The sequence below is a fragment of the Pantoea sp. Ap-967 genome (genome assembly GCF_011752565.1).
Lineage (GTDB): Bacteria > Pseudomonadota > Gammaproteobacteria > Pseudomonadales > Pseudomonadaceae > Aquipseudomonas.
In genome coordinates this window covers 32,696-58,258 of sequence record NZ_VWXK01000020.1, presented here as the reverse complement: position 1 = coordinate 58,258, position 25,563 = coordinate 32,696, and the positions used below count along the sequence as shown (strand labels likewise).

At 64.8% G+C, this 25,563-nt stretch carries 26 protein-coding genes and 1 other RNA gene; 10 read left to right on the top strand and 17 right to left on the bottom strand.

The features are described from left to right. Nucleotides 1-10: 10 nt before the first annotated feature. Nucleotides 11-1,378 (top strand): CYTH domain-containing protein, encoded by a 1,368-nt coding sequence (locus F3J45_RS20065; protein WP_167066746.1) that lies wholly within the window; start codon nucleotides 11-13, stop codon nucleotides 1,376-1,378. Nucleotides 1,379-1,461: 83 nt separating this feature from the next. Here the strand turns inward: F3J45_RS20065 and F3J45_RS20060 are convergent, their stop codons facing one another. After that, nucleotides 1,462-1,932, bottom strand: coding sequence for an Lrp/AsnC family transcriptional regulator (locus F3J45_RS20060; RefSeq protein WP_167066743.1), 471 nt, complete (start codon nucleotides 1,930-1,932; stop codon nucleotides 1,462-1,464). A gap of 198 nt (nucleotides 1,933-2,130) precedes the next feature. Between F3J45_RS20060 and F3J45_RS20055 the strand changes: the two genes are divergently transcribed. The 3 genes from F3J45_RS20055 (at nucleotide 2,131) to F3J45_RS20045 (ending at nucleotide 4,654) form a co-directional block, all read left to right on the top strand. After that, a complete protein-coding gene (locus F3J45_RS20055; RefSeq protein ID WP_167066740.1) occupies nucleotides 2,131-3,813 on the top strand; it encodes a GspE/PulE family protein in 1,683 nt (560 codons plus the stop codon). Between the two features lie 88 nt (nucleotides 3,814-3,901). Continuing rightward, the gene (locus tag F3J45_RS20050; RefSeq protein ID WP_167066737.1) at nucleotides 3,902-4,216 is read left to right on the top strand and encodes a DUF2388 domain-containing protein; all 315 of its coding nucleotides are present in this window, start codon (nucleotides 3,902-3,904) and stop codon (nucleotides 4,214-4,216) included. A 123-nt stretch (nucleotides 4,217-4,339) separates the two neighbouring features. Then, entirely contained in the window at nucleotides 4,340-4,654 is a 315-nt protein-coding gene (locus F3J45_RS20045) for a DUF2388 domain-containing protein (protein ID WP_167066734.1), read from the top strand. A 59-nt stretch (nucleotides 4,655-4,713) separates the two neighbouring features. Here F3J45_RS20045 and gcvP read toward each other — a convergent pair whose 3' ends face one another. The 10 genes from gcvP to F3J45_RS19995 all read right to left on the bottom strand — a co-directional run bounded on the left by gcvP (nucleotide 4,714) and on the right by F3J45_RS19995 (nucleotide 17,301). Beyond that, nucleotides 4,714-7,587, bottom strand: a complete 2,874-nt coding sequence (gcvP, locus tag F3J45_RS20040) for an aminomethyl-transferring glycine dehydrogenase (protein ID WP_167066731.1) — start codon at nucleotides 7,585-7,587, stop codon at nucleotides 4,714-4,716. A gap of 306 nt (nucleotides 7,588-7,893) precedes the next feature. After that, entirely contained in the window at nucleotides 7,894-8,277 is a 384-nt protein-coding gene (gene gcvH / locus F3J45_RS20035) for a glycine cleavage system protein GcvH (protein WP_167066728.1), read from the bottom strand. 48 nt (nucleotides 8,278-8,325) lie between these two features. After that, a complete protein-coding gene (gene gcvT, locus F3J45_RS20030; protein WP_167066725.1) occupies nucleotides 8,326-9,408 on the bottom strand; it encodes a glycine cleavage system aminomethyltransferase GcvT in 1,083 nt (360 codons plus the stop codon). A gap of 123 nt (nucleotides 9,409-9,531) precedes the next feature. After that, a complete protein-coding gene (locus F3J45_RS20025) occupies nucleotides 9,532-11,154 on the bottom strand; it encodes an iron ABC transporter permease (RefSeq protein WP_167066722.1) in 1,623 nt (540 codons plus the stop codon). Nucleotides 11,155-11,269: 115 nt separating this feature from the next. Further along, nucleotides 11,270-12,271, bottom strand: a complete 1,002-nt coding sequence (locus F3J45_RS20020) for an extracellular solute-binding protein (RefSeq protein WP_167066719.1) — start codon at nucleotides 12,269-12,271, stop codon at nucleotides 11,270-11,272. Between the two features lie 216 nt (nucleotides 12,272-12,487). Then, nucleotides 12,488-13,705, bottom strand: a complete 1,218-nt coding sequence (locus tag F3J45_RS20015) for a 2-octaprenyl-3-methyl-6-methoxy-1,4-benzoquinol hydroxylase (protein ID WP_205300614.1) — start codon at nucleotides 13,703-13,705, stop codon at nucleotides 12,488-12,490. Between the two features lie 9 nt (nucleotides 13,706-13,714). Next, on the bottom strand, nucleotides 13,715-14,197 hold the full coding sequence (locus F3J45_RS20010; RefSeq protein WP_167066713.1) for a DUF4442 domain-containing protein: 483 nt from the start codon (nucleotides 14,195-14,197) through the stop codon (nucleotides 13,715-13,717). Next, a complete protein-coding gene (ubiH, locus tag F3J45_RS20005; RefSeq protein WP_167066709.1) occupies nucleotides 14,194-15,393 on the bottom strand; it encodes a 2-octaprenyl-6-methoxyphenyl hydroxylase in 1,200 nt (399 codons plus the stop codon). The genes F3J45_RS20010 and ubiH overlap by 4 nt, the downstream gene beginning before the upstream one ends. After that, nucleotides 15,390-16,724: a Xaa-Pro aminopeptidase gene (gene pepP / locus F3J45_RS20000; RefSeq protein ID WP_167066707.1), complete on the bottom strand. Its 1,335-nt coding sequence runs from the start codon at nucleotides 16,722-16,724 to the stop codon at nucleotides 15,390-15,392. The genes ubiH and pepP overlap by 4 nt, the downstream gene beginning before the upstream one ends. Before the next feature lie 22 nt (nucleotides 16,725-16,746). Continuing rightward, complete coding sequence (locus F3J45_RS19995) at nucleotides 16,747-17,301, bottom strand: YecA family protein (RefSeq protein ID WP_167066704.1); 555 nt, start codon at nucleotides 17,299-17,301, stop codon at nucleotides 16,747-16,749. A gap of 182 nt (nucleotides 17,302-17,483) precedes the next feature. On the opposite strand from F3J45_RS19995, the gene F3J45_RS19990 reads away from it, so the two are divergent. From F3J45_RS19990 to F3J45_RS19975, 4 genes are all read left to right on the top strand, one after another. Then, nucleotides 17,484-17,666 carry a TIGR02449 family protein gene (locus F3J45_RS19990; RefSeq protein WP_031322377.1) on the top strand — a complete coding sequence of 61 codons (183 nt, stop codon included), beginning with the start codon at nucleotides 17,484-17,486 and terminating at the stop codon, nucleotides 17,664-17,666. Then, nucleotides 17,663-17,983, top strand: coding sequence for a cell division protein ZapA (locus tag F3J45_RS19985; protein WP_079230148.1), 321 nt, complete (start codon nucleotides 17,663-17,665; stop codon nucleotides 17,981-17,983). Before F3J45_RS19990 ends, F3J45_RS19985 begins: the two co-directional genes overlap by 4 nt. Nucleotides 17,984-18,000: 17 nt before the next feature. After that, nucleotides 18,001-18,180, top strand: a non-coding RNA gene (gene ssrS, locus F3J45_RS19980) — 6S RNA. 58 nt (nucleotides 18,181-18,238) lie between these two features. Next, the gene (locus tag F3J45_RS19975) at nucleotides 18,239-18,847 is read left to right on the top strand and encodes a 5-formyltetrahydrofolate cyclo-ligase (RefSeq protein WP_167066702.1); all 609 of its coding nucleotides are present in this window, start codon (nucleotides 18,239-18,241) and stop codon (nucleotides 18,845-18,847) included. 20 nt (nucleotides 18,848-18,867) lie between these two features. Here F3J45_RS19975 and F3J45_RS19970 read toward each other — a convergent pair whose 3' ends face one another. Further along, complete coding sequence (locus tag F3J45_RS19970) at nucleotides 18,868-19,017, bottom strand: hypothetical protein (protein ID WP_167066699.1); 150 nt, start codon at nucleotides 19,015-19,017, stop codon at nucleotides 18,868-18,870. Nucleotides 19,018-19,195: 178 nt separating this feature from the next. Between F3J45_RS19970 and F3J45_RS19965 the strand changes: the two genes are divergently transcribed. Then, nucleotides 19,196-19,648, top strand: coding sequence for an EVE domain-containing protein (locus tag F3J45_RS19965; RefSeq protein ID WP_167066696.1), 453 nt, complete (start codon nucleotides 19,196-19,198; stop codon nucleotides 19,646-19,648). Nucleotides 19,649-19,796: 148 nt separating this feature from the next. Here the strand turns inward: F3J45_RS19965 and F3J45_RS30550 are convergent, their stop codons facing one another. After that, on the bottom strand, nucleotides 19,797-20,198 hold the full coding sequence (locus F3J45_RS30550) for a type II toxin-antitoxin system PemK/MazF family toxin (RefSeq protein WP_370526432.1): 402 nt from the start codon (nucleotides 20,196-20,198) through the stop codon (nucleotides 19,797-19,799). Nucleotides 20,199-20,368: 170 nt separating this feature from the next. Beyond that, on the bottom strand, nucleotides 20,369-20,776 hold the full coding sequence (locus F3J45_RS19955; protein WP_167066693.1) for a flagellar basal body-associated protein FliL: 408 nt from the start codon (nucleotides 20,774-20,776) through the stop codon (nucleotides 20,369-20,371). A 169-nt stretch (nucleotides 20,777-20,945) separates the two neighbouring features. Between F3J45_RS19955 and F3J45_RS19950 the strand changes: the two genes are divergently transcribed. Further along, on the top strand, nucleotides 20,946-21,923 hold the full coding sequence (locus F3J45_RS19950) for an NADPH:quinone oxidoreductase family protein (protein ID WP_167066690.1): 978 nt from the start codon (nucleotides 20,946-20,948) through the stop codon (nucleotides 21,921-21,923). Between the two features lie 163 nt (nucleotides 21,924-22,086). Here the strand turns inward: F3J45_RS19950 and F3J45_RS19945 are convergent, their stop codons facing one another. The 3 genes from F3J45_RS19945 to ubiD all read right to left on the bottom strand — a co-directional run bounded on the left by F3J45_RS19945 (nucleotide 22,087) and on the right by ubiD (nucleotide 25,406). Further along, the gene (locus tag F3J45_RS19945; protein ID WP_167066687.1) at nucleotides 22,087-22,725 is read right to left on the bottom strand and encodes a gamma-glutamylcyclotransferase; all 639 of its coding nucleotides are present in this window, start codon (nucleotides 22,723-22,725) and stop codon (nucleotides 22,087-22,089) included. Between the two features lie 246 nt (nucleotides 22,726-22,971). After that, nucleotides 22,972-23,940, bottom strand: coding sequence for a CDP-6-deoxy-delta-3,4-glucoseen reductase (locus F3J45_RS19940; RefSeq protein WP_167066684.1), 969 nt, complete (start codon nucleotides 23,938-23,940; stop codon nucleotides 22,972-22,974). Then, nucleotides 23,940-25,406 carry a 4-hydroxy-3-polyprenylbenzoate decarboxylase gene (gene ubiD / locus F3J45_RS19935; protein ID WP_085676409.1) on the bottom strand — a complete coding sequence of 489 codons (1,467 nt, stop codon included), beginning with the start codon at nucleotides 25,404-25,406 and terminating at the stop codon, nucleotides 23,940-23,942. Before ubiD ends, F3J45_RS19940 begins: the two co-directional genes overlap by 1 nt. Nucleotides 25,407-25,563: the final 157 nt, after the last annotated feature.

The following is a 25,563-nucleotide window of genomic DNA, read 5'->3' as shown; positions in this document are numbered from 1 at the left end:
CGAGCCTGCGATGCACAAAGAAACCGAACTGAAGCTCCGCGCCAGCCGCGAAACACTGGCCGCCCTGCGCGAGCACCCCCTGCTGAAAAAGCGCAACAAGTCCGGCTGGCAGACTCGCGAGCTGCTCAACCAGTATTTCGACACCCCCGAGCGCGAGCTGGCCGCCGCCCGCGTTGCCCTGCGCCTGCGCCGTGATGGCGACGCCATCATCCAGACCCTCAAGTGCCGTGGCCAGAGCGTCGCGGGCCTGTCCGAGCGCAACGAATACGAGTGGAACCTGGACAAGGTCAAGCTTGACCTGAAGAAGCTCGACGCCACCTGCTGGCCCGAGCAACTGGCCGGCCTGGACAAGAAAACCATCAAACCGCTGTTCACCACCGACTTCACCCGCGAGTTCGCCGAAATCGCCTGGGGCCGCGGCAAGAGCAAGGTGGTGATCGAGGCCGCGCTGGACCAAGGCTTCGTGATCGCGGGCAAGCAGAAAGAAGCAATCTGCGAGCTGGAGCTGGAGCTGCGCGAAGGTGCGCCTGAAGCGCTGCTGGAACTGGCCGCCGAGCTGGCCGCCAGCCTGCCATTGATGCCCTGCGATATCAGCAAGGCCGAGCGCGGCTACCGCCTGCTGGAGCCGGACAGCTACGAGCTGGGCCTGCCAGGTGCGGAACTGGACGCCGAAATGGCCGTGGACGATGCCTTCGCCGCCCTCGCCTGGCAGCTGCTGGGCAGCAGCCAGCGCCTGGCCGAGCAGTATCGCCACAATGGCCACTGGCGCTTGTTGCAAGACTGGGTGCAGTGCCTGACCGAGCTGCGCGCCCTGGTGGCCAGCCTGGGCCAGGCTGCGCCGCGCCCCACCACCCGCGAACTGCGCGCCAGCCTCGACGCGCTGCTGGAAGACTGGCGCCCGCTGGTGCAAGCCGGCAATGACGACGAAGACATCCGCCGCGCCGCACCTGAGCAGTTCATCGAAGAACTCGAAGACGTGCGCTGGGGCCAGTTCTCCCTGGAGACCTCGCGTTGGTTGCTGGGCCGGGCCTGGACCGTGGAACGCAAGGGCCGTGGTGAGCGCCAGGGCAAGGCGCAACTGGCCAGCTGGCTGGCGCACCTGCTGGGTGAAGAAGGCCGCTCGCTGAAGCTGGCACTGTACGCCCAGCGCCCAGAAGACCTGGCTGAGCAACTGCCGCGTATCGAGCAGTTGCTGGCCTGGCTGCACCATGCCCGCCAGGTGCTCGAAGCGCCGCAGATGGACCGCCTATATGGCGACCTGAAGAAACTGCACGAGCTGGCGGAACTGCCGATCAGCGATGAAGTGCTGGAAGCGCGTATCGAGCAGGCCCGGGCCATCGACCAGAGCCGCGGCTGGAAGTACCTGCTCAAGGTGTAACGCCAGCGCTTCGCGCATCGCGAGCTGCGCTCGCTCCTACCAGGCCCCAGCGGCCCCGTAGGCGCGAGCAATGCTCGTGATGGTCACCTAGCCAGTGGCAGGCTGGTCGTGGACTTGATCTCAGACAGCGCCACAATCGAATTCACTTCCTGAATTCCCGGCACGTTCGACAGCTTTTCAAAGAAGAACCGCTCATACGCCTCGATATCCGAGGTGACGATGCGCAGCAGAAAATCCACCGCACCCATCAGCACGTAGCACTCCAGCACCTCTGGAAAGCCGCGGATCGCCTCGGTGAACTCGGTAAAGTTCGAGCGCCCGTGGGCGTTGAGCTTCACCTCGGCGAAGATCTGCGTGTTCAGCCCGATTTTCTTGCGATCGAGCAGCGTCACCTGCCCGCGGATCACACCTTCCTCTTTCAGCCGCTGAATCCGGCGCCAGCACGGCGATTGCGAAAGGCCGACCCGCTCGGCGATCTGCGCACTGGACAGCGATGCGTCCTCCTGCAGCAGTTCGAGAATGCGCCGGTCGTAAGTGTCCAGTTCACCTTGCATGAATGATTCCCAAATAAGCATCTAAACGCATAAATAATATCGCACCCCTTCCACCGTGCAATCGTTGTAGGAGCGGGCTTGCCCCGCGAAAGGGCCCGCAAAAGCACCGCAAAACCTCGAAACCATTCCCGTCCGATACCCCCCACCCAACCCAACTAGCCTTCCCCAGGTATCCCAACCCGGCACGGAAGCCCCCCCATGTACACCCCCGAAGACAACGCCCTCAACCTCACCCACCTACTCGACGCCCTGCAAGCCGACCAACACCTGGCCGCCAGCGATGCCCTCCAGGTACGCGAACAGGCCGCCCGCTACGCCAGCCATCACCCCTTGGAAGCCATCGCCGCCCTGGGCCTGGAAGACCGCCGTCATCCCGGCCAGCAACTGCACCTGGACAGCCTTTGCCAATGGCTGGCACAGAAGGTCGGCCAGCCCTACCTGCGCATCGACCCGCTGCAACTCGACCTGGCCCAGGTCAACGGCCTGGTGTCACCCGCCTTCGCCCAGCGCCATGGCATTCTGGTCATTGCCAACGACGCCAACGCCATCACCGTGGCAAGCGCCCAGCCTTACCAGCAGCACTGGCAAGCGGACCTGGCTCGCAGCCTGGGCAAACCCGTGCGGCGGGTGCTGGCCAGCCCGGTGCAAATCCGCCAACTGGGCAAGTCACTGTCGCACCTGGCCCATTCGGTACAAGGCGCGCAGCACCAGCAATCTACCCGCCTGGGCGAGCTGGAGCAGTTGCTGGAGCTAGGCCAGCGCCACCCCGAAGCCAACGCCGACGATGCCCATATCGTGCATATCGTCGACTGGTTGCTGCAGTACGCCATCGAGCAGCGCGCCAGCGATATCCACCTGGAGCCGCGCAGTAGCCAGGGCCGCCTGCGCTACCGCATCGATGGGCTGCTGCACAGCGTCTACGCCTTTCCGCTGGGCGTGGCCCTGGCCGTTGTCAGCCGCCTGAAGCACTTGGGCCGCATGGATGTTGCCGAGAAGCGCAGGCCGCAAGACGGGCGGGTGAAAAGCCGGCTGCCCAGCGGCAGTGAAGTGGAGCTGCGCCTGTCGACGCTACCGACGCCCTTCGGCGAAAAGCTGGTGCTGAGGCTGTTCGACCCGCAGCAACTGCAGGAAGGCTTCCAGCAACTGGGCCTTGAAGGTGAGCAACTGGCGCAATGGCTGGCCCTGCTGCAGCGCCGCCAGGGCATCCTGCTGGTCACCGGGCCGACCGGTTCGGGCAAGACCAGCACGCTGTACGCCAGCCTCAAGCAGCTGGCCACTGCCGAGGTCAACCTGTGCACCATCGAAGACCCCATCGAGCGGCTGGAGCCTTCGTTCAACCAGTTGCAGGTGCAACCGGCGCTGGAACTGGGCTTTGCCAATGGCGTGCGCGCCCTGCTGCGCCAAGACCCGGACATCATCATGATCGGCGAAATACGCGACCGCGAAACCGCCCTGGTGGCAGTTCAGGCCGCGCTCACCGGCCACCTGGTACTGTCGACCCTGCACACCAACGACAGCGTGGGCGCCATCACCCGCCTGCAGGAACTGGGGGTCGCCGACTACCTGATCCGGGCCACCCTGGCTGGCGTCATGGCCCAACGCCTGGTACGCCTGTCGTGCCAAGCATGCCAGGCCGGTGGCCTGCTCGGCGGCCAACCATGCCAGGCCTGCCGCGGCACCGGCTTTCATGGCCGCACCGGCCTGTTCGAGCTGCTGGTGCCCAGTGATGCCCTGCGCGCGCGCATCGGCAAGGGGGCCGACCTCGCCAGCCTGCAACGCCAGGCGCTGGCTGAGGGGTTGCAGAGTTTGCGCGCCTGCGGCGAGGCCAAAGTGGCCCGTGCACTGACCTGCAACGAAGAAGTGCTGAGGGTCTGTTCCTGACGGAATGCCCTTGCATTCAAGGAACTTAGCGCCCTTTTTGACGATCAAAGCGGGCACTTTCAACACTCACCCTTCGAGGTGTTTCACCATGCGTCTCAAAACCGCCATCGCAACCGCAGCCCTGCTTTCGCTGCCCCTTGGTTCCGCCATGGCCGATACCTTCTGGCGTAATGTCATGACCTCTGGCGCAACCACCGCGTCCAGCTACATCACTTCGCGCGACCACAAACTGGTGCTCGCGGCGCAGGACGACGCGGGCAGCTTCGTGGCCAGCGACGGCACGATTCGCGGGCCATTCCTGGAAGCGGCGCTGCACCAGGTGCGAGCAGAAAACCCGGGGCTGCAGGCTTCGGACATGGAACTGGCCAATGCCATTCTGGCCAAGAATGCCGTCGCGCAGTGATGCACGCAGCTGCGGGCTCTGAAAGGGACGTTTCCTACCAGCAACTAGGATCTGTGTAAGTCTGCGACCCGAGGAGGGCTCGCTACCATCGGGGCTTCGCCCATTCCACAACGGAACCCCGATATGCGTGCCCTTCCCATCGCCCTGCTCCTGATCCTTTGCCAACCACAACTGGCCCTGGCCAAAAGCCCGGGTACATCCCATTCGCTGGTATCCACCGGCACCCTGTTCTCCTCCAGCTACCTCACCTCCGCAGACCGCAAGCTGGTGCTGGCCGCCCAGGATGACGCTGGCAGCTTCGTGGCCAGTGACGGCGCTTTGCGCGGGTCGTTCCTGGAAGCGGCGCTGCTGCAGATCCGGGCGGAAAACCCCGCAATGGCAGCTTCGGACATGGAACTGGCGCAGGCCATTCTGGCCACGGTTGCGCTGGAGGAGTAACCGCGTCGCCTGCTTCGCGGCGGTTCGACGCCGCGAAGCATCCCGTACAGACTCAAGCCCTACCGGTAATCCGCCACCGGTACACAGGCACAGAACAGGTTCCGGTCCCCATACACATTGTCGACCCGGTTCACCGCCGGCCAATACTTGTGCTGGCGCACGTGGGCACTGGGCGCCACCGCCTGTTCCAGACTGTACGGCCGGTTCCACGGCCCCAGCACATCCGCCAGGGTGTGCGGTGCATGCTTGAGCGGGTTGTCCTCAGCCGGCCAGTTGCCCTGCTGCACCTCGCCGATCTCGGCACGGATCGCCAGCATCGCTTCGACGAAGCGGTCCAGTTCAGCCTTCGACTCGCTTTCGGTCGGCTCGACCATCAGGGTGCCAGGCACCGGGAACGACATGGTCGGGGCATGGAAGCCGTAGTCCATCAGGCGCTTGGCAACGTCTTCCTCGGTGATACCGGTCTGCGCCTTGAGCGGGCGCAGGTCAAGAATGCACTCATGCGCCACGCGCCCGTTGCGCCCGCGGTACAACACCGGGAAGGCGCCACCCAGCCGATTGGCCAGGTAATTGGCCGAAAGGATCGCCACCTCACTGGCATCGGCCAATTGCGGGCCCATCATGGCAATGTACATCCAGCTGATCGGCAGAATGCTCGCACTGCCCCAGGGCGCGGCGCTGACGGCGCTGTTGGTCGGCTCCAGCCCTGGCACCGGCACCACCGGGTGGCTGGCGACGAAGGGCTTGAGGTGCGCGCCAATGCCGATCGGCCCCATGCCCGGCCCACCACCGCCATGGGGAATGCAGAAGGTCTTGTGCAGGTTCATGTGCGACACATCGGCGCCCATGTCTGCCGGCCGTGCCAGGCCGACCTGGGCGTTGAGGTTGGCGCCGTCCATGTACACCTGGCCCCCCTGCTGGTGCACCACCTCGCAGATTTCGCGAATGCCCTCTTCGTAGACACCATGGGTCGAGGGGTAGGTGACCATCAGGCAGGACAACTTGTCCCCGGCAGCCAGGGCCTTGGCCTTGAGGTCCGCCAGGTCGACGTTGCCGTGATCGTCGCATTCCACGATCACCACCTCCATGCCGGCCATCTGCGCCGAGGCCGGGTTGGTGCCATGGGCCGATGACGGAATCAGGCACAGGGTGCGCTGGGGCTGGTTACGGCTGCGGTGGTAGCGGGTAATGGCCATCAGCCCGGCATACTCACCCTGGGCGCCGGAGTTGGGTTGCATGCAGATCGCGTCGAAGCCGGTGATGGCGCACAACCAACGTTCCAGTTCGTCGATCATCGCCTTGTAGCCGGCGGCCTGCGCTGCCGGGACGAAGGGGTGCAACTGGGCGAAGCCGGGCCAGGTAATGGGGATCATCTCGCTGGTGGCATTGAGCTTCATGGTGCAGGAGCCAAGCGGGATCATCGACTGGTTCAGTGCCAGGTCCTTGTTTTCCAGCTGCTTGAGGTAGCGCAGCATCTCGGTTTCGCTGTGGTGCAGGTTGAACACCGGGTGTTCGAGGAACGGCGTGCGCCGCACCAGCGCGGCGGGGATGCCCTCAGGCATGGCTTGCTGGTCGAGGGCGGCGATGTCCAGGCCGTGATCCACGCCCAGGAAGATATCGAACAAACGCAGCACGGTGGCTTCGTTGCAGGTTTCGTCCAGGCTCACGCCCAGGTGCCCACGCCCGAGGATGCGCAGGTTGATGCGCGCGTCTTCAGCGCTTTCGATGATCGCCGCCTGGGCCCCGCCCACGTCCAGGGTCAGGGTGTCGAAGAAATGCGCATTGAGGCGCTTGATGCCCTTGGCCTCAAGGCCAGCCGCCAGCACGAAGGTCAACCGATGCACACGCTGGGCGATGCGCCGCAGGCCGTCGGGGCCGTGGTACACCGCATAGAAACCGGCCATGTTGGCCAGCAGCACCTGGGCCGTGCAGATGTTCGAGTTGGCCTTTTCGCGGCGAATGTGTTGCTCACGGGTTTGCAGGGCCATGCGCAGGGCGGTGTTGCCGCGGGCATCGCGGGACACGCCGATGATGCGCCCGGGCATGGCGCGCTTGTAGTCGTCGCGGCAGGCGAAGTAGGCCGCATGCGGGCCGCCGTAGCCCATGGGCACGCCGAAGCGCTGGGTCGAACCCAGGGTCACGTCCGCGCCCAGCTCACCTGGCGGCGCCAGCAGCGCCAGGCTGAGCAGGTCGGCAGCCACGCAGGCCAGGGCTTGTTGGCTGTGCAACTGGTCGATCAGCGGCCGCAGGTCGCGTACTTCGCCGTGGGTGTCCGGGTATTGCAGCAACGCACCGAAAACCGAGTGCTTGGCCAGGTTATCCACAGCGTCGACGATCAGCTCGAAGCCAAAGCCTTCGGCGCGGGTCTTGAGCACCGACAAGGTTTGCGGGTGGCAGTGTTGGTCGGCGAAGAAGGCGTTGCTCTTGTTGCGTGCCACCCGCTTGGCCAGGGCCATGGCCTCGGCGGCGGCGGTGGCTTCGTCGAGCAAGGAGGCATTGGCCAGGGGCAGCGCGGTGAGGTCGATGACCATCTGCTGGAAGTTCAGCAGCGCCTCCAGCCGGCCTTGGGCGATCTCGGGTTGGTAAGGCGTGTAGGCGGTGTACCAGCCGGGGTTTTCCAGCACGTTGCGCAGGATCACCGTGGGCGTGACGGTGCCGTGGTAGCCCATGCCGATCAGGCTGGTCCAAACCTGGTTCTGCCCGGCATACCCGGCAAGCTTGGCCAGTGCGGCCTGCTCATCCAGGGCCGGGGGCAGGTCGAGGGCGCGGTTGAAGCGGATGGCCGGCGGCACGGTTTGCTCGATCAGCTCGCTGCGCTGCTTCAGGCCCAAGGCATCGAGCATGGCCTGCTGCTCCGCGGCATCAGGGCCCAGATGGCGGTGCAGAAACGGGTTGAGATCTTGCAGGTGATGCAGGGATGGCGATTGGGACATGACGACGCTCTCTTCCTGGACCTAGTCTCATGGAGACTTATAAGTCTAGGAAGGATTGCCGATTGTGCGGGGTTTGTTGCGTATGCAGGCCTGGCCCTTTTCGCACAGCTTGGGCCCACAAGGTTGGCGCCAGCCTGGTAGGAGCGAGCATAGCTCGCGATGGGGCGCGCAGCGGCCCCGAGTTTTCAGCTTCGCGGCACAGGATGCCGGGGCTGCGTTGCAGCCCATCGCGAGCTGCGCTCGCTCCTACCAGGCTTACTGCCAGCGCGTGGAAAGCCGCCCGGCAGCAAACCAGGCGACGCGGATTTACTCGCCGATCAGGGCCTGGTAGCCAGCGGCATCGAGCAGCTTGTTCAGCTCGGCCTTGTCGCTTGGCTTGAGCTTGAAGATCCACGACTCATAAGGTTCTTCGTTGAGCAACTCAGGGCTGTCAGCCAGCTCTTCGTTGACCGCGATCACTTCACCGCCGACCGGGGCATAGATATCGGAAGCGGCCTTGACCGACTCGACCACGCCAGCAGCGTCGCCAGCAGCGAATACCTTGCCGACTTCGGCCAGTTCAACGAACACCACGTCACCCAGGGCTTGCTGGGCGTGGTCGCTGATACCCACGGTCACGGTGCCGTCGGCTTCCAGGCGCGCCCATTCATGGCTCTCGGCAAAACGCAGATCGGCGGGGATTTGGCTCATGTGTAGTATTCCTCGTTTGGGTCAGCGGTTCGGCCCGCCGTTTAATGTTCAGATCAGAATCTTGCCGTGGCGCACGAAGGTCGGCTTGACCACCCGCACCGGGTACCACTTGCCACGAATCTCGACCTCGGCGCGGTCGCCGGTGGCCATGGGCAGGCGCGCCAAGGCAATGGACTTGCTCAGCGTAGGCGAGAAACTACCACTGGTGATCTCCCCTTCGCCAATCCCAGCGACACGAACGACCTGATGGGCGCGCAGAACACCGCGTTCCTCAAGTACCAGGCCGACCAGCTTGCCCTGCACGCCTTGCTCGATTTCGGCCAGCAGCGCGGTGCGGCCGATGAAGTTGCGCGCGGCCGGTTCCCAGGCGATGCACCAGCCCAGGTTGGAGGTCAGCGGGGTGTGAAGTTCGTCGATGTCCTGGCCGTAGAGGTTCATGCCGGCCTCAAGGCGCAGGGTGTCGCGTGCGCCCAGGCCGCTGGGTGCGATACCCGCGCCGACCAGGTCGTTGAAGAAAGCCACGGCCTGATCGCCCGGCAAGATGATTTCCAGCCCGTCCTCACCGGTGTAGCCGGTGCGGGCGATGAACCAGTCGCCCTCGGCCACGCCCTCGAACGGGCGTAATTCGCGAATCAACGCCGCACGCGCGGCGCTGAGCAGGGCAGCGACCTTTTCCCGGGCGTGGGGGCCCTGGATGGCAAGGATGGCCAGGTCTGGGCGGGCCTGGATGGCCACCTCGAAACCATTGCTTTGCAGGCGCAGCCAGTCGAGCACCTTGGCCCGGGTGGCGGCATTGGTGACCAGGCGGTAACCGCTGTCGGTACGGTAGGCGATCAGGTCGTCGATGACCCCGCCGTTATCGTTGAGCAGCGGGCTGTACAGGGCCTTGCCGGTGGCATCGAGGCGGGCCACGTCATTGGCCAGCAGGCGTTGCAGCCAGGGCGTGGCGCCGCTGCCGGCGATGTCGATGACCGTCATGTGGGAAACATCGAACACCCCGCAGTCGCTACGCACCTGGTGGTGCTCCTCGACCTGCGAGCCATAGTGCAGTGGCATGTCCCAGCCACCGAAATCGACCGTCTTGGCGCCAAGCGCCAGGTGCAAGTCGTATAAAAGCGTGCGCTGTCCCATGGGTTTCTCCTTCCGGGCGTGGCGAAGCGGCGGCGGTCGATGACGTTTGATCGTCAGCTCTTCTTGTAGGACCCGTCGCGCGAATGCCGCGCATTGTAGCCGCAAGGGCGCACGCTGGCATCCTCAGTGACTGTGACCCGGGCGGCGCGCCGAACGGCGGATCAGGCCGATGACCGGCAACAAGCCGACCAGTACCAGGGTCAGCGCTGGCAGCGAGGCCCGTGCCCACTCGCCTTCGCTGGTCATCTCGAACACCCGTACTGCAAGGGTGTCCCAGCCGAACGGGCGCATCAGCAAGGTCGCCGGCATTTCCTTGAGCACGTCGACGAACACCAGCAGCGCCGCGCTGAGCGCACCGGGAACGAGCAGCGGCAGATACACCCTGAAAAACAAACCTGTGCCGCCCACGCCCAAACTGCGCGAGGCCTCCGGCAACGACGGGCGGATGCGCGCCAGGCTACTTTCCAGCGGGCCATAGGCGACAGCGATGAAGCGCACCAGGTAGGCCAGCAACAAGGCTGCGACGCTGCCGAGCAGCAAAGGCTTGCCGGCACCGCCAAGCCAGGTGGACAGCGGAATCACCAGCTGGTTGTCCAGGTAGCTGAACGCCAGCATGATCGACACCGCCAGCACCGAGCCCGGCAGGGCGTACCCCAGGTTGGCCAGGCCAACCCCAGCGCGGATGCCGGCGGTCGGCGCCTGGCGCCGGGCGAACGCCAGCAACATTGCCACACACACGGTTAGCAGCGCGGCCATGCCGCCCAGGTACAGGGTGTGCAGCACCAGCCCCACGTAGCGCTCGTCCAGGTCGTGCCGGCCGCGCTGCCAGCACCACACCAGCAGTTGCAGCAGCGGGATGACAAAGGCGCAGGCAAACACCAGCAGGCACCAGCCGCTGGCCAGCAGCGCCTTGAAGCCGCGCAGGTGGTACAGCGCCTGCCCACGCGGGCGTTCGTTGCCACTGCGGGTGGCGCCGCGGGCCCGGCGCTCGCCGTAGAGCACCAGCATCACCGCCAGCAACAGCAAGCTGGCCAGCTGGGCAGCGCTGGACAGGCTGAAGAAGCCATACCAGGTCTTGTAGATCGCCGTGGTGAAGGTGTCGAAGTTGAACACCGCCACGGCGCCGAAATCAGCCAGGGTTTCCATCAGCGCCAGGGCGATGCCGGCACCGATGGCCGGGCGCGCCATGGGCAGGGCGACCCGCCAGAAAGCCTGCAGCGGTGACAGGCCGAGTACCCGTGCAGCTTCCATCAGCCCCTTGCCCTGGGCCAGGAACGCGCTACGCGCCAACAGGTAGACGTAGGGGTAGAACACCAGCACCAGGACGACGATCACCCCGCCGGTGGAACGTACCCGTGGCAGGCGCATGGGGCCGAACACCTCGCGCAGGGCGCTTTGCACGGGGCCTGCGAAATCCAGCAGGCCAACGAAGACGAAGGCCAGCACGTAGGCGGGAATGGCGAAGGGCAGCATCAGTGCCCAGTCGAGCCAACGGCGGCCGGGGAATTCGCAGAGGCTGGTGAGCCAGGCCAGGCTGACGCCGAGTACGGTCACGCCCAGGCCCACGCCGGCGACCAGGGTGGCGGTATTGCCCAGCAGGCGGGTCATTTGCGTGTCGAGCAGGTGCGACCAGATTTGCAGGTCGACCGACTGCCAGGCCAGCAGCAGCACGCTCAGCGGCAGGAGCACCAGGGCGGCGGTCAGGCTGACCGGGAGGTACCAGCGGCGTTGGGGGGTGTGGGGCAAGGTTCGGATCTCGGTTGCGATGGCGACCGCTGCGCGGTCGTTCGCGGGGCAAGCCCGCGCCTACAGGGGCGTGTAGGAACGGGCTTGCCCCGCGAAAGGGCCGCAGCAGGTTAACTCAGTTCCAGCCAGCCCGGTCCATCAGGCGAATGGCCTCGGCCTGGCGCTTGCCGGCCACTTCCACCGGAATGCTGTCGGCCTTGAAGTTACCCCAGGCCGCCACTTCCTCGGACGGCTTGACCTTCGGGTTGGCCGGGAACTCCTGGTTGATGTCGGCGAACAGCTTCTGCGCTTGCTCGCCGGTCATCCATTCCACCAGCTTCGTCGCCGCCTCCGGGTGCGGCGCATGCTTGGTCAGGCCGATACCCGAGAGGTTCACGTGCACGCCACGGTCCCCCTGGTTGGGCCAGAACAGTTTCACCGGCAGCTTCGGGTTCTGCGCATGCAGGCGGCCGTAGTAGTAGGTGTTGACCACGCCAACATCGCACTGCCCGGCCTCGATGGCCTGGATCACCGCGTTGTCGTCGGAGAACACATCGGTGGACAGGTTGTTGACCCAGCCTTTGACGATTTGCTCGGCCTTGGCCTCGCCGTGGTTCTCGATCAATGTGGCGGTCAGCGACTGGTTGTAGACCTTTTTCGCCGTGCGCAGGCACAGGCGGCCTTCCCAGTGCTTGTCGGCCAGGGCTTCGTAGGTGGTCAGCTCCGCTGGCTTGACCCGCTCGGTGGAGTAGACGATGGTGCGCGCGCGCAGGCTCAGGCCGGTCCAGTCATGGGACGAGGCGCGGTACTGCGGCGGGATGTTCTGGTCGATGACGGCCGACTTGATCGGCTGCAGGATGCCCATTTGTTCGGCCTGCCAGAGGTTGCCGGCATCGACGGTGAGCAGCAGGTCGGCCACGCCGTTCTCGCCCTCGGCCTTGATGCGCTGCATCAGCGGGGCTTCCTTGTCGGTGATGAACTTGATCTTGACCCCGGTCTTGGCGGTGTAGGCGTCGAACACCGGCTTGATCAGCTCGTCGATGCGCGAGGAGTACACCACCACCTCGTCAGCCGCCTGGGCGGTGCCGCCGAACAAGGTCAGGGCCAGGGCGGCCAGTAGGGGCTTGCGTGGCAACATGGAAAGCGCTCCTCGGATCGTGTGAGAGGCGCAAATGGTAGTGAATCCCATTTTCCGGCTCATCTACCGCGCAGTTACCGGATGTTGCAAAGGCAGCAACAACAACGCCCCTGTAGGAGCGGGCTTGCCCCGCGAAGCAGACGGCGCGGTGCATGGCACCGGCTGTGCCGGTGTTCGCGGGGCAAGCCCGCTCCTACAAGGCGCCATTCAGCACTATCAGGGTTTGGCCAGCTCCGGCAGGTCGCCGGTAAGGCCCAGCGCCTGGCGCACGAACAGCGCCTTGGCCTCCGGCATCTGCTCCACCAGCTTCAACCCGCTGTTGCGCAACCAGCGCAGCGGCAACGGGTTGGCCTGGAACAGCCGCTCGAAGCCTTCCATCGCCGCCATCAGCGCCAGGTTGTGCGGCATGCGCCGGCGTTCATAACGGCTCAGCACCTTCACGTCGGCCAGCCGCTCACCGCGCTCGCAGGCGCCTTGCAGCACCTCGGCCAGCACGGCGGCATCGAGAAAGCCCAGGTTCACGCCCTGGCCGGCCAGCGGGTGGATGGTGTGCGCGGCATCGCCGATCAGCACCAGGCCTTCGTCCACGTAACGCTTGGCATGGCGCTGGCGCAGCGGCACGCAAACACGCGGGTCAGCTTCCAGCACCTCACCCAAACGGCCCTCGAAGGCGCGCTCCAGGGCCTTGAGGAAGGCGTCGTCGTCCAGCGTCATGACCTGCTCGGCCTGCTCCGGGGTGGTCGACCAGACGATCGAGCACCAGTCCTGCCGGCCATCGCGCGACAACGGCAGGAACGCCAGCGGCCCCTCGTCGGTGAAGCGCTGCCAGGCGGTGGCCTGGTGCGCGGCGCTGCAGCGCACACTGGTGACGATGGCGTGGTGCAGGTAGTCCCATTCGCGGGTCGGGCAGCCGGCCAGGCGGCGCACGGCCGAATTGGCGCCGTCGGCGGCCACCACCAGCGGTGTGCGCAGGCGACGGCCGTCGGCCAACGTCAGCAGCCATTCGTCGCCGGAGCGGCGCAGCTGCTCCAGGCGGGCATTGGGCAGCAGGCCGACGTCGCTGTCGTGCAGGCGCTCAAGCAAGCCATCCTGCACCACCCGGTTCTCGACGATATGGCCGAGCACCTGGGCATGCACGCTGGCCGCCGAGAAGTGGATCTGCCCGGTGCCGCTGCCATCCCAGACGTGCATGTGGGAATACGGCGACACTCGGCGCCCGGCAATGCCATCCCAGGCGCCCAGGCGCTCGAGAATGCGCTGGCTGGCCGCCGACAGGGCACTGACCCGCGGCTCGAATGCCGCCTGGGCATCGAACGGTTTGACCGACAGCGGGCCGCCATCGAGCAGGAGCATGTTCAGGCCACTGTGGCGCAAGGCCAGGGCCAGGGCGCTGCCGACCATACCGGCACCGACAATCAAAACATCCGCGCGCATTTCCATGCCTTACGCCTGCCTCGCTTGCGGCTTGAGCCGCACGTATAGGGTTTTATCGACCCGCGCCACCAGCTCGCCAGCTTCGTCGCGGATATCGACCTGCACACGCGGCAGGTACTTCTTGCCGGTGGCGGTTTGCTGGCGGATTTCCTCAAGCAAAGCGTCATCGACGTGGAATTCGGCATACACCGGGCCTTTGCCCGGGGCGATGAAGTCGATGCTGGCGGCCTTGTCCCAGACGATGTACTCGCGGCCCAACTGCTCGATCAGTAACAGCATGTAGAACGGGTCGACCATCGAGTACAGGCTGCCACCAAACTGGGTGCCGACGTAATTGCGGTTCCAGCGGGTCAGCTTCATGCACACCTTGACGCTGCGCATGTCCGGGCTGATGTGCTGGATGCGGATGCCAGCGCCCAGGTACGGTGGGTAGAGGTTCAGCAGCCAGCGCAACATCCGCGCCCGGCGCGCCAGCCTGCGCGGGTTGCTCATGCCTGGCCCCGCTGGTCGGGGCGCGTGCCCAGGCCCATGGCCTGGCGGGCGAACCAGCTTTTCGCCGGTGGCAGCAGATCGAGGCCAAGCAGCCCCAGGTTGCGCCCGGCCGCCAGCAGCGGCTGGCGGCTGCCGAACAGGCGGGTCACCTGGTCGGAAAAACCGATGGTCAGGGCCTGGTCGAGGCGCTGGCGCTGGTGGTAGGCCTGCAGCGTGGCCAGCTCGCCCGGGTGCTGGGCACCGGCGAGCAAGGCATCGGCCAGCGCCTGCACGTCCCGCAGCGACAAGTTGAAGCCCTGCCCGGCAATCGGGTGCAAGCTGTGGGCGGCGTTGCCCAGCACCACCAGGTGCGGGCGCACCTGCTCCTGGGCCTCGACCAGCGCCAGCGGGTACAGGTGCCGGACACCGACCTGGCGCAGGGCCCCCAGGCGATAGCCGAAGGCCTGCTGCAGCTCGCGCAGGAAACTGCGCTCGTCGATCTCGGCCAGGCGCTTGGCATCCATGCCCTGGCGGGTCCAGACCAACGCACAGCGGTTCTCCGGCAGCGGCAGCAAGGCCATCGGGCCTTGCTCGGTGAAACGCTCGAAGGCCTGCCCGCCGTGGGCTTCGCCCGGGGTGATGTTGGCGATCAGTGCGCTTTGCTCGTAAGGCGTGCGGCGCACATGGATGCCCAGCTGTTCGCGCAAGCCCGAACGGCCGCCATCGGCCAGCACCGCCAGGTCGCACTCCAGGCTGGTGTCGTCGTCCAGCATCAGGCGATAACCGCCCTCGACGGCCTGCATGGCCTTCACTTCGGCCGGGCAACGCCAGCTCACCACCTCAGGGTCCAGGCCTTGCCACAGGCACTGGCCAAGCCAGGCGTTCTCCACCACGTAGCCCAGCGCCGGCACCCCCTCTTCCCGTGCATCCAGGCGGGTACTGCCGAAGCGGCCACGGTCGGACACGTGAATCTGGCGGATCGGCTCGGCGCGCGTGCCGATCGCCTGCCACAGGCCCAGGTGCTGGTAGATTTGCTGGGTGCCGAACGACAGCGCCGAAGAGCGCGCATCGTAGCTGGGCTGGAAGCTGTCGCCCGGGGCGAACGGCTCGATCAGCAGGATCTTCCAGCCACGTGCCTTGGCACCGGCCTGCAGGGCCAGGGCCAGGCTTGCGCCCACCAGCCCACCGCCGATGATCGCCAGGTTGACCCGGTTCATGCCGCGTCCTTACGGGCGGCCTGCATCAGCGCCTCGATCTCGGCCACTGTCCTCGGCACCCCTGAAGTCAGGATTTCACACCCTTGTTTGGTGACCACCACGTCGTCCTCGATCCTGATGCCGATGCCGCGCCATTTCTTCGCCACATCCTGGTTGTCGGCCGCGATGTAGATGCCCGGCTCGACGGTCAGCGCCATGCCCGGTTCCAGCACCCGCCACTCGCCACCGACTTTGTATTCGCCCACATCGTGCACATCCATGCCCAGCCAGTGCCCGGCACGGTGCATGTAGAACGCGCGGTAGGCCTCGCTGTCGATCAGCGCCTGCACCTCGCCCTTGAGCAGCCCCAGTGCCACCAACCCTTCGGTAATGACCTGCACCGTCGCCTCGTGGGCGTGGTTCCAGTGCTTGCCTGGGGCAATCTCGGCAAAGGCTGCGGCCTGGGCCGCGAGCACCAGCTCGTAGATGGCCTTCTGCTCCGGCGAGAACCGCCCGCTGACCGGGAAGGTGCGGGTGATGTCGCTGGCGTAGCAGTCGATTTCGCAGCCGGCGTCGATCAGTACCAGGTCACCGTCCTTGAGCGGGGCGTCGTTCTGCTGGTAGTGCAGGATGCAACCGTTGCGCCCGGCGGCGACGATCGAGCCGTAGGCCGGCATCTTCGCTCCGCCCTTGCGGAACTCGTAGTCCAGCTCGGCTTCCAGGCTGTATTCGTGCAGCCCGGCGCGGCAGGCCTGCATGGCCCGCACATGGGCGCGCGCGGAAATATCCGCGGCGGTGCGCATCACTTTCACTTCCGCGGCTGATTTATACAGGCGCATGTCGTGCAGCAGGTGATCCAGCGCAACGAATTCGTTCGGCGGCTGGGCGCCGAGGCGTGCCTTGGAGCGGATCACATTGATCCAGTCCATCAGCCGGCGGTCGAATTCGGGGTTGCTGCCCATGGCGCTGTACACCCGCTCTCGGCCTTCGATCAGGCCCGGCAGGATTTCGTCGATGTCGGTGATGGGAAACGCATCGTCGGCGCCAAACTCGCGCACCGCGCCTTCCTGGCCGGCACGCAGGCCGTCCCACTGCTCGCGTTCGGGGTTGCGCTCACGGCAGAACAGCACGTACTCGCCGTGCTCGCGCCCGGGAATCAGCGCAATCACCGCCTCAGGCTCGGGGAAGCCGCTGAGGTACTGGAAGTCGCTGTCCTGGCGGTACACGTGCTCGACGTCGCGGTTGCGGATGGCAACCGCGGCAGCGGGCAGGATGGCGATGCTGTTGGGGACCATCTGCGCCATCAGCGCCTTGCGCCGACGGGCATACTCGGCCTTGGGTATGTGGCTCATGGGCAGAACTACCCCCGGTTGATCAGTGCAGCGAAGGTTTTGGCGCGGGTGCGGCAGGCGCGGCCAGCTCCGTGTACAGCAGCAGCGGTGCGACGCGCAGGTACTCCATGACCTCCATGTAGTCGCTTTCGCCGTCTTCGGATTCTTCGAGGGCTTCCTGAACCTGGGAAATGGCGACCAGGTCCTGCAGCACCTCCTTGGCATCGGTGGACAGGTCCTTGCCACCGGCGTTCAGCCCGAAGCCGGTGATGAAGCCCTGGCACCACTGGCCCAACGCGGTGGCGCGTTCGGTGAGTGCGGTTTCGTCGCCCGGCAGCAGCAGGACGATGGCGATGTCTTCGCCGGTGAGCTCGGCCTTGACCATCTCTTGCAGGCCCAGCAGTGCGGCGCGCACGGTGTCTTGCGGTTCGTTCTCCAGCACGCCGGCGGCATCGGCCAACCAGCCGTCGGCATCGAAGCCGGCACCGGCGCAGCTACGGCCAATCAGCAGGCCGTGCAGTTCGGCAGGGGAAACAGGGTGGCCATTGCTCGACAGCAAGGCGGCGAAAGCGGTGTAGGGCGATTGGGTATTAGGCATGGTCGGCTAGGCGCCAAGAGGCGCATTTGACTAGAATGAAGACCTTGTATCCTAGCATCGGCAGGCGCGCCAAGACCATCGGCACTGGCCGCCACCGCGCAGGGCGAGGCATCATCGCCGGGTGTATCAACGACGGAGCGAACTGAGTGCAACCCACGCAAGAGAACGATCTGCAAGCGCTGATGAGCCGGTTCGAGTTGCTGATTGAGCGCATCGAGCAACTAAAACGGCAAAATGCACTCCTAGTAGCTCAGGAAAAATCCTGGCGCGAGGAGCGCGCCCACCTCATCGAAAAGAACGAAATCGCCAAGCGCAAGGTCGAGTCGATGATTTTACGCCTGAAGGCCCTGGAGCAAGACTCATGAGTTCAAGCAATAGCGTCACCGTGCAGATCCTCGACAAGGAATACTCGATCATCTGCCCGCCTGAGGAGCGCAACAACCTGGTCAGCGCGGCGCGTTACCTGGACGGCAAGATGCGCGAGATCCGCAGCAGCGGCAAGGTGATCGGTGCCGACCGGATTGCCGTGATGGCAGCCTTGAACATCACCCACGAGATGCTCCATCGCCAGGAAGACCGCAGCGACGCGCCGGTGAGTGGCACCAGCCGTGAACAGGTGCGCGACCTGCTGGAGCGGGTCGATCAGGCTTTGTCCGACGATGCGGGTACCAAAAACGGCTGAGATTGGTATACTGGCGCCACTCCCTGGGGGATGCGCCAGTCGGTTATGTCCCTGAGCCGATACGCACAACCACGGGGGTTGCACGCTGGGGCCGGTGTGCATGTCCGCCCGACGGAAAGCCTTAACGCCCCCTGCAATCTCCACCTTGAACTTTCGGGTTCAAGGGCTACACCGATAGCGGTCTTATCGGGGAGCCTGATTCTTCTTGCCCGCCAGCCTTGGCGGGTAATCCGACCCGCTGGGAACGCTCGTGCCATGACCGAAAGTGCGCCGCTTACCCGTCCCCAGCTGCGTCGCCTGTTGCGCAACGCTCGCCGCGCGCTGACACCGGCCCAGCAACGCCAGGCCGCACTCGGCCTGTACCGTCAGCTGGCGCAGAACCCGCTGTTCCGCCGCGCCCGGCACATCGCCCTGTACCTGCCCAACGACGGTGAAATAGACCCGCGTCTTTTGCTGCGCGAGGCCCAGCGCCGGGGCAAGCGCACCTACCTGCCGGTGCTGCATGCCTGGCCGCGCACGCGCATGGTGTTCCAGCAGTTCGAGCAGGGTGAAAAACTCAAGCGCAACCGCTTCCGTATTCCAGAGCCGGTTACCGACCGCAAGCGCCAGCGCCCGATCTGGGCACTTGACCTGATCCTGCTGCCATTGGTGGGGTTCGATGAAGCAGGCGGGCGGCTGGGCATGGGCGGTGGCTTCTACGACCGCAGCCTGGCCTACCAGGCACGCCGCAAGACGTGGAAAAAGCCGCTGTTGCTGGGGCTGGCGCATGAATGCCAGAAGGTCGAGCGACTGGCGCAGGCCAGTTGGGATGTACCGCTACAGGGCACGGTCAGCGACCGGGGCTGGTACCTGGCGCCGAACTGAATGGGTTGGCGAAGGGGGAATCAGCGTTTCGGCTGGCTGGCATCGACCTGGGACTGATAGGCGTCGTCGAGCTTGCGCTCCCAGAAACCCTGGGCATAACCGGTGGTCACCACACCAAGACCAAAGATGAAGACCAGGATCCACAGCAGATCCGGTTTGCGTTGATTCATCGAAGAATGCCCCCCTAGGCATACGTTCAGGCTCGGCGACCTTCTGGGTGCCGCCGGAGCGTCTAGCTTTAAAATCGGCGCATTTTCCGACAACCTGAGCCTTCACGCAAACGTTGACGCCAACCGGCTGTCGGTTTCGTGCAACAGGTTATTTCAAACCTTTTCAGGAGCAGTATCCATGGCCTATTGGCTGATGAAATCCGAGCCCGACGAGCTCTCGATCGAAGCCCTGGGCCGCCTGGGCGAGGCGCGCTGGGACGGCGTACGCAACTACCAGGCGCGCAATTTCCTGCGGGCCATGAGCGTAGGCGATGAGTTCTTCTTCTACCACTCCAGCTGCCCGCAGCCAGGCATTGCCGGAATCGCCCGCATCACCGCAGCGGCTTACCCGGACCCAACCGCACTGGACCCGCACAGCCATTACTTCGACGCCAAGGCCAATGCCGAGAAGAACCCCTGGAGCGCCGTGGATGTGGCCCATGTGAAAACCTTCCGGCAGGTGTTGGGGCTGGGTTTGCTCAAGCAGCAGAGTGCACTGGCCGAGTTGCCGCTGGTGCAGAAAGGCACGCGGCTGTCGGTGATGCCGGTGACCGAGGAACAGTGGGCGGCGATCATCGCGCTAGCGCGCTGATACGTGGTACCCACAATGACAAAGGGCGCCTTGCGGCGCCCTACTCACAGGCAGGTATGGCTTGTTATCGCCTTTTACCTGCCCGGCTCTGTAATTGCTGGATTGACCAGGATCCGCAGAGTCTCACAAGCCCCTTTCGGGAACGCACTCAGTATGGTGCATCCTGAACGCCCCTGACAACTGGCGGTACTGTTGCCGAATGTGTGATCCCTAGCGCCAGGCCGACTGCCGCACGCACCGCAGCGAAGTGGTCAGGCTGCATCGTCAGGACAACATACTCCCGGCCACTCCCACGGCGGGTCTTGATACGACATCTGTCCAATCGGCAGAGGGAGACGGTGTACACCATGTCGCACTTGGCCCAACAAGCCGAAGCCGCTCCGGGCAGGTAGCTGGGCAGTACAACATGGTGCCTTGCCAAGCGTTCAGGCTCCGTCGTACTCAGCGGTACTATCGTGACCAGTTGCTGATTGTGGCTATGTTTGCGCAGAACAACGACTGGCCGCACCTTGACCATCTCAGGCACCTGAAAGCCTGAGAAATCGCACATCAGCACAGTCGCTTCCTTCGGCTGGAACCTCAATGGCATTGCCAACTTCTCTCGAATATCCACAGACCATCCGCAATCTAGCGTGGCTGAGACATCACAAGTCGAAAATAGGCAGACCTACAGGAAAGATAGATTTCTCCTACGCCATAGACGCCGAATGAACTGCCAAATCACTGCACAATCAGGTTATTGAACAGCAGATCCTCGACAATCGGCTTGCCCTCTTCCGACTCCATCACCTGCTGCACCTGTTTCAGCGCTTCCTGGCGCAGTTTTTCCTTGGCATCGACATTGCTCATGTCGTCCACACCCTGCTGGGCGAACAGTGCCACCAGCTGGTTGCGGATCAGCGGTTCCTGGTGCTTGACCGCGGCAGCAGCGGCGTCGCCGGTCACGCGCAGGGCTACGTCGGCCTTGTAGACGCGCAGTTTCGGGCCGCCGTCGAGGGCATAGTTGCCGACGAAGGGTGGGCTGAGGCTGATATAGGCGACCTTGTTGGCCTCCCCTTCCTTGGCTTCTTCGGCCATGGCCGCCGCCGGCAGCATCAGGGCCATTACCATCAAGATCCACGCTTTCACGAATTCGCTCCTCAGTACAAGTGGCGCCAGCTTACCCAGCCTGCGGCGCAAACCCAAGCCCGGGCTTGTGCCAGCACTTATGCCCGCCCATCAGGGTGAGCCATGCTCGTTGACCCGCCAGGCTGCCTTCCTACACTTATCGGCCACCACACGCAAAGGAATAGCCCCAATGAAAGCTGTGTTGTGCAAAACCCTCGGCCCGGCCCGCGACCTGGTACTTGAAGACGTGGCCAGCCCGGTGCCGAAAAAGAACGAGGTGCTGCTCGATGTGCAGGCGGCGGGGGTCAATTTTCCCGATACGCTGATCATCGAAGGCAAATACCAATTCCAGCCGCCGCTACCGTTCTCGCCGGGCGGCGAGGCTGCCGGGGTAATCGCCGCCGTTGGCGAGCACGCCGGTGCCTTCAAGGTGGGCGACCGGGTCATGGCCCTGACTGGCTGGGGGGCGTTCGCCGAGCAGGTAGCGGTGCCGCATTACAACCTGATGCCGATTCCCCAGAGCATGGATTTCGCCACCGCTGCGGCCTTCGGCATGACCTACGGCACCTCGATGCATGCACTCAAGCAGCGCGGCCAGTTGCAGCCAGGGGAAACCCTGCTGGTGCTGGGGGCTTCCGGCGGCGTCGGCCTGGCGGCGGTGGAAATCGGCAAGGCCATGGGTGCAAAAGTGATTGCCGCGGCCAGCAGCGCGGAAAAGCTCGCCGTGGCCAAGGCTGCCGGCGCCGATGAGTTGATCGACTACAGCCAGGCCAGCCTCAAGGAGGAAATCAAGCGCCTGACCGGTGGCCAGGGCGTGGATGTGATCTACGACCCGGTGGGTGGCCAGCTGTTTGACCAGGCCGTGCGCGGGCTGGCGTGGCAAGGGCGGCTGCTGGTGGTGGGGTTTGCCAGCGGCAGCATCCCGCAGATGGCGGCCAACCTGGTGCTGCTCAAGGGCGCTGCGGTGCTAGGGGTGTTCTGGGGCGCCTTTGCCCAGCGCCAGCCGCAGGACAATGCGGCGAACTTCCAGCAGCTGTTTGCCTGGCATGCCGAAGGCAAGTTGAAGCCGCTGGTGTCCCAGACTTATCCACTGGCCGAGGCGGGGGCTGCGATTGAACAGCTGGCCCAGCGCAAGGCTGTGGGTAAGTTGGTGGTTCTGGCCACGTAGGCCAGGCCCAGCCGCGGCAACCCCTGGTAGGAGCGAGCGTAGCTCGCGATGGGGCGCGAAGCGGCCCAGGGTTTTCAGCTTCACAGCCGATATCGCCGGGGCTGCACTGCAGCCCATCGCGAGCTGCGCTCGCTCCTACGGGGGACCGTGTGAGGCAACGGGGTTAGCCGCGGCAGCGCTTGAAGCGTGCCTCCAGGTTGCGATCGGGCATCTGGTGGGTGCGCAGCGCGTTCAGGGTCTGCTCGACGTAATCCTGCGTGGTGCCATAACGCCCCTTGGCACTGGCCAGAATCTGGCTCAGCAAGGTATCCGGCAAATTCCCCGCATAGCACGGCAGATGCCGCTCCAGCACGAAACCGAGCGCCTGCACCTTGCTGCCATCCCCCAACCGGCAACTGAGCCAATGCGGCCGGTACGCCGGATAGGGCATCTCCCGTTGCCACAGCGCCATCAGCGAATCATCGAGGTTGCTCTCCTCCAGCCGATAGGCAAAGCCGCTGCAGGAACCGCCGCGGTCCAGCCCGAACACCAGGCCGGGGATTTCCGGCGTGCCGCGGTGCTCGTGCGACCACAGGTACAAACCCCGGTGATAACCATGTACCCGCGCACGCTGGCGCTCCACCGAGTTGCACTCCGGGCGCCAGATCAATGAACCATAGGCAAACAGCCACACCGGCCCGCCCTGATGACGCGCCATGGTCGACTGCATGGAGGTAAACAATTGCTCACGGGTCAGTTGTTGACCGAAGTCGAGCGTCGGAGGGTAGGAAACTTTCCAGGACAAACTTTCAAGTGCCGACATAAGCTGCCGCCATTATTCCCTGTGTACTACGCATAAAGCAGGAGCCACCAGCGACGCGGCCTGCGCCGCCGCGTCATGGGCGCTTGCAGTAACCATAGGATAGAAAGGTGGCAATGCTCAAGTCCCATGAACAGAGTTTCATGCTAAGTTCCGACGACTGGAAAGTACTGTTTCGAGGGCAGAGAAAGTTAATGGCCAAGGCGGTAACAATCACCGCCTTATACCCACTACTTCAAACTTCGGTTATTAACCACGTGGGGCGTAGGCGAACACATCGGCGCGCATGCGGTGCGCGTCCATACCGGCCTCGACCAAGGCGTCGAGGGTGGCGTACACCATGTTCGGCGAGCCGCTGGCATACACGTGCACGGCATTGAGGTTCTGAACGTCCTCGCACACCGCCTCGTGCAGCATCCCGCAGCGCCCTTCCCAATCACACAGGTCACTGACCACCTTGTGCAGGAACAGGTTGGGCAAACGCTGCCACTCGTCCCAGTGCTCGATGGCGTAGAAGTCTTCCGGGCGGCGCACGCCCCAGTACAGGTGCACCGGGTGCTTGAAGCCCTGGGCGCGGCAATGCTCGACCAAGCTGTGCATCTGGCCCATGCCGGTGCCCGCGGCAATCAGCACCAGCGGCCCGTCAGGCAGCTCTGCCAGGTGGGTATCGCCAAACGGCAGCTCGATGCGCGCGACACGCTCGCGCTGCAACTGCGTCAGCAGCTGCAATGCGCTGGCTTCGCGGCCCAGCACGTGCAGCTCCAGGTCACGCCCGCTGTGCGGAGCCGAGGCCAGCGAGAAGGCGGCTGGCTTGCCACCTTCACGCTCGATCATCAGGTACTGCCCGGCGTGGTAGCGCGGCGGCTTGCCGGCAGGTGCGCGCAGGCGCACGCGCCAGACGTCGCCACCGACCTCGACGCACTCACTGACCGTGCACGCCAGCTTGCGCACTGGCAGCTCGCCCAGGGCGAGCACACCATCCCAGAGCAACACGCAGTCCTCCAGCGGTTCGGCAATGCAGGTGAACAACTCGCCATGGTCACGGACTTCGCCGTTCTGGCGCACCTTTCCTTCGACCAGCAACGCGGCGCAAACATGGCAATTGCCATTGCGGCAGCTGTTCGGGCAGTCATAGCCCAGCCGCCGCGCTCCATCCAGGATCCGTTCCCCGGGTTCGAGCGCCAGCACCGCCCCGGACGGCTGCAACGTTACCTGCATCAATCTATTCCCAACTGATCCCACAGCTCATCGATACGGCGGGTGACGGCCTCGTCCTTGACGATGACCCGGCCCCATTCGCGTGTAGTCTCGCCCGGCCACTTGTGGGTGGCATCCAGGCCCATCTTCGACCCCAGCCCCGATACCGGCGACGCGAAGTCCAGGTAGTCGATCGGCGTGTTGTCGATCATCACCGTATCACGCTTGGGGTCCATGCGCGTGGTGATGGCCCAGATAACATCGTTCCAGTCGCGGGCGTTGATGTCGTCGTCGGTCACGATAACGAACTTGGTGTACATGAACTGTCGCAGGAACGACCACACACCCAGCATCACGCGCTTGGCGTGGCCTGGGTACTGCTTCTTCATGGTCACCACCGCCATGCGGTAGGAGCAGCCTTCGGGCGGCAAGTAGAAATCGACGATTTCCGGGAACTGCTTCTGCAGGATGGGCACGAACACTTCGTTCAGCGCCACACCGAGGATCGCCGGCTCATCCGGCGGCCGGCCGGTGTAGGTGCTGTGGTAGATCGGCTTGTGCCGATGGGTGATGCGTTCGACGGTGAACACCGGGAAGCTGTCCACTTCATTGTAGTAGCCGGTGTGGTCGCCATAGGGGCCTTCCGGCGCCATTTCGCCTGGGTGGATGACCCCTTCGAGAATGATCTCGGCAGTGGCCGGCACCTGCAGGTTGCTGCCACGGCACTTCACCAGCTCGGTGCGGTTGCCTCGCAGCAGGCCGGCAAAGGCGTACTCGGAGAGGGTGTCGGGCACCGGGGTCACGGCGCCGAGGATGGTGGCCGGGTCGGCGCCCAGGGCCACGGCAACCGGGAACGGCTGGCCTGGGTTCTTCTCACACCATTCGCGGTAATCCAGCGCGCCGCCACGGTGGCTCAGCCAGCGCATGATTACCTTGTTGCGGCCGATGACCTGCTGGCGGTAGATACCCAGGTTCTGGCGGTCCTTGTTCGGGCCACGGGTAACGGTGAGGCCCCAGGTGATCAGCGGCGCCACATCGCCCGGCCAGCAATGCTGGATCGGCAACTGGCCGAGGTCGACATCGTCGCCCTCGATCACCACTTCCTGGCACACCGCGTCCTTGACCACCTTTGGCGCCATCGACACGACCTTCTTGAAGATCGGCAGCTTGGACCAAGCGTCCTTCAGGCCCTTCGGCGGCTCGGGCTCCTTGAGGAACGCCAGCAGCTTGCCGATTTCGCGCAACTCGTCGACCGACTCGGCGCCCATGCCCATGGCCACGCGCTCTGGCGTACCGAACAGGTTGCCCAGCACCGGGATATCGAAGCCAGTGGGCTTTTCGAACAGCAACGCCGGGCCCTTGGCGCGCAGGGTGCGGTCGCAGACCTCGGTCATTTCCAGGACGGGGGAAATCGGAACCTGGATGCGCTTGAGTTCACCGCGCTGTTCCAGGCCACGGATGAAGTCGCGCAAATCGCGATACTGCATGCATGAGCCTCGTGTTGGCCGTATCGGTCGGGGTGCAGAGTGTAGCGCCGTTCGGGCGTTGGTTGGGGCAAAAATGAGTTGGGGCCGCTTCGCGACCCATCGCGAGCTGTGCTCGCTCCTACGAGGGCGGTGAAACCCTGTAGGAGCGAGCAACGCT